Origin of the sequence: Nitrosomonas sp. (assembly GCF_022842015.1) — a bacterium.
Classification (GTDB): domain Bacteria; phylum Pseudomonadota; class Gammaproteobacteria; order Burkholderiales; family Nitrosomonadaceae; genus Nitrosomonas.
On record NZ_JALHQJ010000019.1, the window covers coordinates 31595 to 43630 of the forward strand.

The following is a 12036-nucleotide window of genomic DNA, read 5'->3' on the forward strand; positions in this document are numbered from 1 at the left end:
AACGTAACGTACAATTATCCCATAAAGTTTACCAATTCAACAAACTAACCACACCATCGCTTATTAATGATCAAATGACTTCATTTTCCATGCAATTAGCATCAAGCCCGCTAGCGCTGCTGCTGCACTCATAAAGAAAGTGTTACCTGCACCCAGCCAATCCCAGGTATAACCGCTGAATACCGCTCCCAAAGCTCCACCCACTCCGTAGGCGACACTGGTATAAATCGCTTGACCTTTGGCTTGATGACGCCCCCGAAAAAATTGATGGATCACCATCATAGCTGCAACATGATGCGTTCCATAGGTCGCTGCATGTAAAACTTGCGCTATGACAATAATCACCGGCCATTCGACATATTGACCTATCAACACAAAGCGTAGTATGGCACAAGCAAAACTGAAAATCAGGATATGCTTCAATCGAAATCGTTGCATTAACCACGGCATGATAAAGAAAATTCCAATTTCACAAATCACGCCAATCGCCCATAACCATCCGACAAACCCTTTGTCATAGCCATGCTCAACCAGATAAATGGAGAAAAACGTATAATAAGCACCATGTGCAAGCAGCATCAATAAACTGGATATCAAAAATGCCATAACCTCCGGACGCAGACATATCTGTCGTATCGAAAGTAATCCTGTGGCATAGTGCATGATTTCTTTCTCAGGAATTTGATAAGAAAAAATGACAATACCCAATTTAAGTCCCAATAGAATCCAAAGTAGCCAAATAATCTCTATTATTTCCAATAGATGACCAATGCCAACCACTGCCACAACGAACCCAACCGATCCCCAGGAACGAATCCGTCCATACTTATCGGTATAATCTCCCAGATGAGACAATGTAATCGCTTCCATCAACGGCAATGAAGCACTCCAGAAGAAACTCATCATCAGCATGACAACAAAAATCCAAGCAAATGACTCTCCTGCAAAGAAACCGCAGAAACTCACAAAACCGCTTATTGCTGCGATCTGCACGACCCAAACTCGCTTACCTGTATGATCCGCCAACCATCCCCAGACAGCTGGAGAAAAAATACGCGTAACTAACAATAAGGACATCAAAATACCAATTTGCAATGCGCTAAATGACAGTGACTGGAGATACAAACTCCAATACGGCGCAAAAGCACCAATAAAAGCAAAATAGAAAAAATAAAAGCCGGAAAGGCGCCAATAAGGAAATGATGGCATGCTCTAGATTAATTGATGCAGTGATTAAACAAGGAATTGTCGGCAAAAGTGAAAATGTGAAACTCACTGAACCAGTGAATAAGAATAACAGCTAAATAAGAGCTGCAATTAATTTCAAATGATTCTACAACAATACAGCGCTGCAAAAAAATTCAGCAAACTTTGTTGCAGCGCTTTTACTCAAGAAGGCAAATTATGCGTAACATAAATTTGAATCAAGAGTCGGCTGGATAATTCATTTGTTCACAACCGATCTGTTAGTAGATAGTTGACAATCCACAAGCCCTTCGATAGTCTCCGTGAACGGATCGGATTTTGTATTTATGCACACTCACCATGTTCTGAATAAATTTAAAGAAGTGTTGGCAGGGTGCCACAATTATTACCTCATACCTTCCTTTATCAGCTAGTCTCGGTTTTGTGCATTACATAAATACATTCTTTTCATCGAGATCAAATATAACTACATGTTAATTTAAAAAGGAGAAAATGATGGAACTTAAAGGATCTAAAACTGAAGGCAATCTGAAAGCCGCTTTTGCCGGAGAATCTCAAGCCAATCGACGCTACTTATATTTCGCAGCTAAAGCGGATGTAGAAGGGCAAAATGATGTGGCTGCTGTATTTCGTTCTACTGCGGAAGGCGAAACCGGTCATGCCCATGGTCATTTGGAATATCTGGAAAATTGCGGTGATCCAGCTACTGGCATGCCATTCGGCGCTTCTCGTGACAATCTGAAAACGGCCATTGCAGGTGAAACACATGAATACACGGACATGTATCCCGGCATGGCCAAAACAGCACGTGATGAAGGATTTGATGAAGTCGCCGACTGGTTTGAAACACTAGCCAAGGCTGAGCGTTCTCATGCGAATCGCTTTCAACGCGCATTAGATAGCTTAGCTGACTAATTCGTTGCTTTAGTTTGAGTCAACAGGGGTTTAATCAAGCTCGATCTGAATAAGCCCCTGTGTTGCTTTATTCGAATTTTTTGATACGCCAAATTCATCATGACCATCAGCGAAGGAAGTCTCGAAGCACCTAAGCGTCATCCAATCGATTGGAAGAATCCCGATTTTTATAATGAAGCCAGCTTGAACCAGGAACTGGAACGGGTTTTCGATATTTGCCACGGATGTCGGCGCTGCGTTAATTTATGCACGGCCTTTCCACGCCTGTTTGATTTGATTGATGAAAGCACCACAGGCGAATTGGATAGCGTCAATAAAAACCAGTTCTGGGAAGTGGTTGAGCGCTGTTATCTGTGCGACATGTGTTTTATGACCAAATGTCCTTATGTGCCGCCACATGAATGGAACATTGATTTCCCGCATTTAATGCTGCGTGCAAAAGCAGTCAAATATAAATACCAAGGCGCAGGGTTTCGTGACAGATTGCTCTCAAATACCGATTTGATGGGTAAGTTGGCCACGATTCCTGTCGTGGTTCAAACCGTCAATGCCGTGAACAAAACACCCATTACTCGCAAGTTAATGGATGGCATGTTGGGCATTCATGCCGATAGAAAATTGCCCGAATATGCAACCCAAACATTCCGCTCAAATGCTGAGCCCAGTAGCACTTTCCCCGTTATTAACGGTGCGCGTACGCCTGGAAAAGTTGCTATTTACGCAACTTGTTACATCAACTATAACGAGCCTGGCATTGGGCACGATTTGTTAAAAATCTTGCAGCATAATGAAATCCCGACTTGCCTGGCAGAAAAAGAAGTATGTTGCGGAATGCCCAAACTGGAATTGGGCGATTTGGAGACGGTAGAAAAACTTAAAAACGAGAATATCCCGCATTTACTAAAATTAGCACAAGAGGGATATGCGCTTCTCACCGCAGTGCCTTCTTGCACGTTAATGTACAAGCAGGAATTGCCACTATTATTTCCACAGGATGAAGCAGTTCAAGCCGTCGCTGCTGCGATGTTTGATCCATTTGAGTACTTGGCATTAAGAAATCAGGATAAATTACTTAAAACAGATTTCAAGAAACCCCTTGGCACTGTGGCTTATCATGTCCCCTGCCATCAACGTGTGCAGAACATTGGAAAAAAGACGCGCGATATACTGCAGCTTATTCCAGAAACGACCATTAATACTGTCGAGCGATGCTCAGGTCATGACGGAACTTGGGGTGTGAAAAGCGAGCACTTTACAGATTCCATGAAAATAGGTCGTCCCGTTTTCAAACAAATGGCTGCTTCCGATCCGGATTACATCAGTTCGGATTGCGCCATTGCTGCGCGACATATAGAACAAGGTATCGGTGCAAGTAAGGCGCAAAAGCTGCACCCACTTACTCTATTGCGCATGGCGTACGATGTTGACGCCGAGCATCAACCGATTGACGACGTTAAACCAATTGCCTAAGTCCATCTATAATGAGAAACACATGGTTAAAATTACTCGTGATAATTTGTTGACACTGGAAGCCTATGCCAAAATCCGCAAGGATTTTCGCACCCAAGTGATGGCGCATAAAAAAACGCGCAAAATTCCCTTGGGAGAAAATATCACACTTATTTTCGAAGACGCTATTACCATTCGCTATCAAATTCAGGAAATGTTGTATGTCGAACGCATCTTTCACGAAGATGAAATCATGCACGAACTTGAAACATATACACCGTTGATTCCGGATGGACATAACTGGAAAGCTACGATGTTGATTGAATACCCAGACCCTGCGATACGCGCCGTTAAACTGGCCGGTTTGATCGGCGTAGAAGATAAAGTATGGGTCAGAATCGCAGCGCATCCACCCGTATATGCTATTGCTGACGAAGATTTGGAACGGGAAAATAGCGAAAAAACTTCAGCGGTTCATTTTCTTCGCTTTGAGCTCACCCCTGAAATGATTCAATCACTTCATCAAGGCGCAGCCTTAAGTATCGGTGTTGATCATCCCGCTTATCAAGCAGCGATTGATCCCGTCGACAGCAATATCCGCACCTCATTGTTGCAAGACTTATCCGGCGCATGAAACGAATTTGCGTTTTACTCTGTATTTTGTTTTTTGCCTGTGCCAAACCACCTTTCAAGGATCAATTCGAAAGCGACAAGCCATGGATCGAGCAATTAACACAACTCCCCGCTTATCCGGATACCACAAACTTGATGGAATTCGATGCGGGTGTTGTCTCCAGTAATCATTATTTGATTGATACAACTTCCATTAATATTGGTGAAGATGGCGTTATCCGCTTTACTTTAGTCGTCAAATCTTCCACAGACGCTCTCAATGTCAGCTACGAAGGTATCCGCTGCGCCACCAGTGAACGAAAACTGTATGCGCTCGGAAGAGATGATAAAACCTGGATACAACCTCGTACATCGGAATGGCAAAAAATTGAATTGGTGCAGCAATTTAACGCACAGCGCGAACTGGCTAAAAATATTTTTTGTCCACATCGGCAAATTGTAACTAGCACAGAAGATGCTATTCAGGCTTTAAAAGCCGGTATACATCGTAGTATTTACCGCTAGGTGAGCAGCTCTTTCGCAATCAAACTATTCTACAGAATGATTTCTAAATTGAGTAACTAAACTGATATAAGCAGCTAAGTTTACACAATTCAGAATAAGATCGCAAACTATTTGCAACCTTATATTAACTATAAATCAACAGGTTAAATACTTAACATCACTCCCATTCAATCGTCGCCGGTGGCTTCCCGGAAATATCATAAACGACGCGGTTGATGCCGCGAATTTCATTGATGATACGGTTAGAAACCTTACTGAGTAACGAATACGGAAGCTCGGCCCAGTTGGCGGTCATAAAATCCAAGGTTTGTACAGCTCGAAGCGCAATAACATATTCGTAAGTGCGCCCATCCCCCATCACACCAACAGATTTGACCGGCAGAAAGACCGCAAAGGCTTGCGAGGTTTTCTCATACCAACCGGAGCGTTGCAATTCTTCGATAAAAATTTGATCAGCGTGTCTGAGCAGTTCAGCATACTCATATTTGACTTCACCCAAAATCCGCACGCCCAATCCAGGACCTGGGAACGGATGACGAAATACCATTTCGCGCGGCAAACCCAATACCAATCCGAGCTCGCGCACTTCGTCTTTAAACAATTCCCGTAATGGTTCGAGCAGTTTGAGATGCAATGTTTCCGGCAATCCGCCGACATTATGATGTGATTTGATCGTGTGCGCTTTCTTGGTTTTACCACCGGCAGATTCGATCACATCGGGATAAATCGTGCCTTGTGCGAGCCACTTGGCATCGTTGATTTTTTCCGATTCACGTTGAAATACCTCGACAAATTCGCGCCCGATAATCTTGCGCTTGGCTTCCGGATCACTAATACCAATGAGGCTGCGATAGAAGTCACGACTGGCATCAACATGAATCACTTTAACCGCCAGATTAACCGCGAAAGTATCCTTCACCTGCCTGGCTTCATTGGCACGCAACAAGCCATTGTCGACGAATACACAGGTCAATTGATCGCCAATGGCGCGATGAATCAACGCTGCTGCCACCGATGAATCGACACCACCGGACAACCCCAAAATGACCTGATCACTGCCAACGGCAGCACGTATTCTGCTAATCACTTCCTCGACATAGTCCGGCATGTTCCAATCGCGCCCCAGGCCGCAAATATCGTGCACAAATCGGTCGATTATCGCTTTTCCTTGCAGCGTATGCGTAACTTCGGGATGAAATTGGATACCGTAGAATCGGCGCCTGTCGTCCGCCATGGCGGCAATAGGCGTAGCGGCGTTATACGCCATAACCTCAAATCCTTGCGGTAATGCAATCACGGCATCGCCATGACTCATCCAGACATCCAGAATGTTACTTCCACCCACACTAGCGCGGTCTTTAATCTCCTGAAACAATGCGCCACTTTGCGTCGTTTGAATTTCCGCATAACCAAATTCACGAACTGGGACATTTTCTACCGAACCACCTAACTGTGCCGCCATGGCTTGCATGCCATAACAGATACCCAGTACCGGAACGCCCAATTCAAATACGATTTGCGGCGCACGCGGTGTTTCGTCTTCGATAACCGAAGCGGGGCCGCCGGAAAGAATAATGCCGTTGGGTGCAAAAGCCTTGATAAATTTCGCATCAACGTCATACGGATGCAATTCGCAATACACATTTGTTTCGCGAACACGACGAGCAATCAGTTGTGTGTATTGAGAACCAAAGTCCAGAATCAGGATTTTTTGATGCATTATGGTGTGTCGTTATTTGACGTGATAATTGGGTGCTTCTTTGGTAATCTGGACATCGTGCACATGCGATTCATGGATACCGGCTGAGGTAATTTCAACAAATTCCGCCTTGTCGTGCATCACCGCGATCGTTTCACACCCCAGATACCCCATGCTCGAGCGCACCCCTCCCATTAACTGGTGGATAACCGCAGAAATACTTCCTTTAAATGGAACGCGCCCTTCCACGCCTTCAGGAACCAGTTTGTCGTTATTTTTATGTTCCTGATCCTGGAAGTAACGATCACTGGAGCCCTGTTGCATCGCCGAAAGTGAACCCATGCCACGATAGCTTTTATAAGAGCGACCTTGAAACAATTCAATTTCGCCCGGTGCCTCCGCAGTTCCGGCAAACAATCCGCCGAGCATCACTGAATTTGCTCCGGCTGCCAGCGCCTTGGCAATATCGCCCGAATAGCGAATACCCCCATCGGCAATCATCGGCACACCACATCCCCTCAAAGCTTCGGATACGTCATGAATAGCGGTTATTTGCGGAATGCCAACCCCCGCGACGATACGCGTGGTACAAATAGAACCAGGACCGATACCCACTTTCACCGCATCCGCACCATGATCGACCATCGCTCTGGCAGCCTCTGCTGTCGCTACATTTCCACCAATCACCTGAATCGACGGCAAATTCTTTTTAACCCAGGCAATGCGATCCAGAACACTTTGCGAATGGCCATGCGCGGTATCAACGACAATTACATCGACACCAGCTTCCGCTAAGGCCAATGCACGTTCTTCACTGCCTTCTCCTACCCCTATGGCAGCGCCAACACGCAACTGCTCATCCTCATCCTTGCTGGCAAGAGGATACTCCGAAGTTTTAATAATATCCTTAACCGTAATCAGCCCGCATAATTCAAATTTGTCATTGACGACTAAAACGCGTTCCAGGCGGTGTTTATGCAGCAATTCCAGCACGGCTTCGCGCGTCGTATCTTCCTTGACGGTCACCAGGCGGCCTTTCGGTGTCATAATGTGTTTGATGGCTTGATCGAGATTGGTTTCAAAGCGCAGATCCCGATTGGTAACAATACCGACGACTTTCTTGCCATTCACTACCGGCAATCCGGATATTTTGTGCCGGCGTATCAGTTCAAGCACTTCGCGCACGGTCATGTTCTGATGGATCGTGACAGGGTCTTTGACTACACCGCTTTCAAACCGCTTGACTTGAGCCACATGCGCAGCCTGGGCTTCAATGGTCATATTTTTGTGGATGATACCGATACCGCCCTCTTGCGCCAGAGCAATGGCCAGTGGTGCCTCCGTCACGGTATCCATGGCTGCCGATATGAGTGGGATATTCAAGCTAATGGTGCGTGTCAATTGTGTCGCCAAACTGACATCGCGCGGCAAAACCGTCGAATGGGCCGGAATCAAGAGAACATCATCAAAGGTGAGCGCTTTTTGAGTCAATTGCATAATGACAATCCTTTGCAAAGCGACATTATAGCTAAAATCCAACAATTTTCGTGCCAATTCAACCAAGAATACAGCATATTTCCAGTTAATATGTTTTAATGCACGAAATCTTTAGGTTGCCTAAATACGAGACCGATGTATTTCAGATCGATCATTTTTCTGGAGCATGCAATGAGAATTTTTGTATTGACTGTAATCGCCTTGCTGTTTAGCACTTCCGTCAGTGCGCAAATTTACAAATGGGTGGATGAAACCGGCAAAATACACTACACCGATCAACCACCCCCTCCTGATGTAAATACACAAGGACAACAGTTAAATATCAACGCAGCGCCGACTACCGGCAGTCACCAAGGCAGTCCAGCAAACAATCCATCAGATGCACGGGATGAATTTGAAAAACGCAGAAAACAACGGCAAGAAAACGAAGCCAAAGATCAGGCACAAGCTGAAACAAACCAAAAAAAATGTACCGAGGCTCAAACTCAGCTCAGAATGTACTCCGATTCGCCCCGTTTAACGATTCCCGACGGTGCTGGTGGAATGGTCTATGTAGACGATGATCTGCGGCAAAGAAGAATTGATGACGCGAATAAAGCAATAGCAAAATTCTGTAAATAATCAATTTTCTTAAATTAAATGGTTGCAATTACTGGTAAATTAATTACCCTTTTTCTTTTCTTTCTAACAGGTACTTCAGTTCTGGCTGAAGTACCTGTTTCATATTCTGAACTGGATAGTCATTCGTCCAGCCAGACAGGTGCTTCCAAGCAAGAAAGTTCAAGACCTGGAATGCCATGGGAAATTCGACCTGGCGAAGATATATTGCAGATTGCACGTCTGATATATCCTGAAAATGCTGCTGCACGGGATAATCTCGTCCGTGCCATTATTCAAATTAACTCGAAACATTTTCCGAGTGGCATTTATCAACCCATACCCGTTGGCACAACGCTCCATATTCCGGATTTAAGAACAATTAGTGCCTATGCAAAACCTGCGGCTCAATCACGACAAAGCAAACCTACAAAAAACCCATCTGAATACAAAACGCAAGAAACAGCCATAGAATCAGCTAAATCCGAATCAGAAAATCATCAACTGACACTCAATCTGATTGCACAATTAGAACAAACTGCTGATAGCGAAGCTAATCAACTCAATCTGCTCACCCAGCACATAGAGTCGATGGAAACACAAATTGCCACAATACAATCATTATTGTTATCCGAAGCCGCGAAGGCGCAAGAACAACAAATTGAGAGCATTGCGTTTACTATGGACACTGAGATCGAGTCTCACGTCGATCCAATGATACAACCCGAAGACAATACACAGCCGCTAGATGACGTTATTGCCATCTCGAACAACATCGTACAGCCGATTGAGAATTCAGCAAATCCGGATGAGTTCAATGCTGTTCCAATAGACTTGGATTTATTGTCGGATACTACTTTTCTAATTGGAATTTTACTGACTTTACTGATCATCTTTATGATGCTACGCAACCATAAAAAGATGAAACAAAAACTTATGCCATCCTCGGATGAATCATTCACGACTGCGCGGCATCGCTATGCTGCAGTTTTACTGCAACACACTGAAAAAATCGCCCATACCGAAGAAAATCCCTTTACACCACCTGAACAGACAACGTCCGCAGCACGTGCATTAATCGAACAGGAAAAACCTGATGCCGCTATTGAATTACTCCAAAAACAATTAGCGACTCATCAACATCATATACCCACATGGTTGATGCTATTCGAATTACTATACAAATCAAACAATAAGCGGGATTTCAAAAAGAATGCTCGGCGTTTTAAACGAATGAAAACGTTTCCTGATATATGGCGGCAAATTCAAAGCCTAGGATATCGGCTTGAACCCAATGAATCGCTTTATTTTGATGCGCAAAAACGCAGAGAAAAGTTCTTTTCTGACACATCAGAAGCCAGTTAACAAGCTTCTGAATGACTGTATTTTAATAAGTCATTGAAAAACGCGAAGCAGTTGATTAAAGCAAAAACAGGTAAAAGACACAATGAGAAGACCTATGATAACCATTCCATAGACTTCTCACTGTATTCGAAGCCGTCAATGTCTTTTTTACGCTGACTATTTCAACGAAAGACTTTCCAGTGCTTTTGCGTGATTCCAGTTGCCATGAAACAACAGCCCCTTCTTCTCCGGGGTGCGATCACTGGTCCAGGTAATATGGTTGCCATTCGGCGTAAATACCGGCAAGCCGTCAAAACCTTCTTTATCGGTCACACGAACCGGTTCTTTTTGTCCGTCGACATCGACAATATACAATTCAAAATTGCGATGCCCTTGTAAATTGGTCGCAAAAATAATGTACTTGCCGGAAGGATGATAAAAAGGCGCCCACGACATGACGTTCAGACGCGTGATTTGCATTTGATCGCTGCCATCAATGTTCATGGTGAATATTTCCGCTTCGCGACCACTATCCGAAAAACGCCGCCATACGATCCGTTTCCCGTCAGGACTGAAGAATGGGCCGCCATCGTAGCTTTGTGTGCGCGTCAGCCTTTTGACATTGGAGCCATCGGCGTTCATGATATAAATATCGATCATCGAAGCCGGATTGGTTTTGAACAATGCAGCTTCTTCATCGGATAATTGATCGCTATACGCACGACGATTGGATGCAAATGCGATCAATTTGCCATCAGGAGACCATGAAGCTTCGGCGTCATACCCCAATGTTTTAGTCAGATTCTTAATATTCCCACCGGAAAAATCGGTCTCGTAAATATCATAAAATTCATCATAATCCCACGCATAGGATTTCTGCTCACCGGATTTACGACGCTCAATCTCTGCAACCATCTTGGCTTTGGCTTGCGCATCTTCATGGGTCGACGAAAACAGGACTTTTTCCTGTGCCGGATGCACCCACGCGCACGTGGTTTTACCAGTACCCGGTGATACTTGTTGCACCGCACCACTGTTAATATTCTTCAGGAAAATCTGATAGAACGGATTATCGTCCGCTACTTCCGCCTGATAAATCATCCATTTCGCATCTGCACGGTAATATGCCTCTCCGGCTCTTTTTTCTTTGACGGACAATTGATGTTCGTCGGAGATAAAGTCAATTGTGCTGGCATTGGCTGTGGCCAGAAACACCAGTGGCAGCAAGAAACCACACGATGTTATTTGTATAAAATTTCTCATAGAATTAAAAATACCTTGTTACCGATTAAATAAAAAACATTTAAACATAGGCACAAAAGGAAAGTAAACACTCAATGTTATAGAATGCAGCAGGCGATCACGCAACGTCTTTATCCGAATGGCCAAATTTATAACCTATCCAATAGATTTTAATAAAGAATGCAAAAATTAGTTAACCTCGGTGTGACATGTATATTTATTGTCGCTCACATACTTTACAGTACGAATGCATCCGCCAGCACCGCAACTTTCCATCACCAGATGCAAATTCAGCTATCACCGGATACCTCAGAGATCCAAGTCAAGGATCGGATTCAAGTTCCTGATTGGGTACGTAATGCAAAAGAGCCCGTGCAACTTGAGTTCTTTCTGCACGCCGGTTTAGCGATTACGCATGTGGAAGGCGCCACAATCCAGAGCGATGAGAATGAAGTTGGGTTAAAATCCAGGCCGATTTCGATCCGGCGCTACACGGTGACGTTGCCGCCCGACCAGCAAGCAATCACGCTGCAATTCAGTGGCAAGATCCATCACGCAGTACAGGGACCGGGTCAAGAGTATTCGCGCAGCTTTGGTTCAACGCCGGGGACGATTTCACCGGAAGGCGTGTTCTTGGCTAATTCCAGTGTGTGGTACCCGCAGTTTGGCAATGCGTTGGTATCGTTCCAGCTCGATATTCAAGTGCCGCCCGATTGGGATGTGGTGAGTCAGGGCACGTTGTTGCACGAAAACAGAACCGACACGATGCAACACGTGGTTTGGGAGGAAAAACAACCACAGGATGATATCTATCTCGTCGCGGGGCGGTACCAACGTTACACACAATCCGCCGGCGCGGTGAATGCGCTGGTGTATTTGCGTAGCACCGATCAACCGCTGGCGCAAAAGTACTTGGATGCAACCGCGCAATACATTGCGATGTACAACAA

General features: G+C 44.8%; 10 protein-coding genes and 1 pseudogene. 7 read left to right on the top strand and 4 right to left on the bottom strand.

Annotated features, from left to right (window positions below; genetic code table 11):
• Positions 1-63: 63 nt before the first annotated feature.
• The gene (locus tag Q0C11_RS05210; RefSeq protein ID WP_293006358.1) at positions 64-1209 is read right to left on the bottom strand and encodes an MFS transporter; all 1146 of its coding nucleotides are present in this window, start codon (positions 1207-1209) and stop codon (positions 64-66) included.
• Between the two features lie 492 nt (positions 1210-1701).
• Between Q0C11_RS05210 and Q0C11_RS05215 the strand changes: the two genes are divergently transcribed.
• From Q0C11_RS05215 to Q0C11_RS05230, 4 genes are all read left to right on the top strand, one after another.
• The gene (locus Q0C11_RS05215) at positions 1702-2121 is read left to right on the top strand and encodes a rubrerythrin family protein (protein ID WP_292919862.1); all 420 of its coding nucleotides are present in this window, start codon (positions 1702-1704) and stop codon (positions 2119-2121) included.
• A gap of 99 nt (positions 2122-2220) precedes the next feature.
• On the top strand, positions 2221-3591 hold the full coding sequence (locus Q0C11_RS05220; RefSeq protein WP_293006359.1) for a heterodisulfide reductase-related iron-sulfur binding cluster: 1371 nt from the start codon (positions 2221-2223) through the stop codon (positions 3589-3591).
• A gap of 22 nt (positions 3592-3613) precedes the next feature.
• On the top strand, positions 3614-4204 hold the full coding sequence (locus Q0C11_RS05225; protein ID WP_293006360.1) for a DUF3501 family protein: 591 nt from the start codon (positions 3614-3616) through the stop codon (positions 4202-4204).
• Positions 4201-4707, top strand: coding sequence for a CNP1-like family protein (locus Q0C11_RS05230; protein ID WP_293006361.1), 507 nt, complete (start codon positions 4201-4203; stop codon positions 4705-4707). The genes Q0C11_RS05225 and Q0C11_RS05230 overlap by 4 nt, the downstream gene beginning before the upstream one ends.
• A gap of 157 nt (positions 4708-4864) precedes the next feature.
• On the opposite strand, the gene guaA is transcribed toward Q0C11_RS05230, so the two are convergent.
• Both guaA and guaB read right to left on the bottom strand, forming a co-directional pair.
• Entirely contained in the window at positions 4865-6427 is a 1563-nt protein-coding gene (guaA, locus tag Q0C11_RS05235) for a glutamine-hydrolyzing GMP synthase (RefSeq protein WP_293006363.1), read from the bottom strand.
• A gap of 12 nt (positions 6428-6439) precedes the next feature.
• Positions 6440-7903, bottom strand: coding sequence for an IMP dehydrogenase (guaB, locus tag Q0C11_RS05240; RefSeq protein ID WP_293006365.1), 1464 nt, complete (start codon positions 7901-7903; stop codon positions 6440-6442).
• Positions 7904-8074: 171 nt separating this feature from the next.
• Here guaB and Q0C11_RS05245 point away from each other — a divergent pair, with 171 nt between their 5' ends.
• A complete protein-coding gene (locus tag Q0C11_RS05245) occupies positions 8075-8524 on the top strand; it encodes a DUF4124 domain-containing protein (RefSeq protein ID WP_293006367.1) in 450 nt (149 codons plus the stop codon).
• An 18-nt stretch (positions 8525-8542) separates the two neighbouring features.
• Positions 8543-9865 (top strand): hypothetical protein, encoded by a 1323-nt coding sequence (locus Q0C11_RS05250; protein ID WP_293006369.1) that lies wholly within the window; start codon positions 8543-8545, stop codon positions 9863-9865.
• Positions 9866-10021: 156 nt separating this feature from the next.
• On the opposite strand, the gene Q0C11_RS05255 is transcribed toward Q0C11_RS05250, so the two are convergent.
• A complete protein-coding gene (locus Q0C11_RS05255) occupies positions 10022-11107 on the bottom strand; it encodes a biopolymer transporter Tol (protein WP_293006371.1) in 1086 nt (361 codons plus the stop codon).
• Positions 11108-11266: 159 nt separating this feature from the next.
• Here Q0C11_RS05255 and Q0C11_RS05260 point away from each other — a divergent pair.
• Positions 11267-12036 (top strand): annotated as a pseudogene (locus Q0C11_RS05260) (signal protein PDZ); the annotation flags it as partial.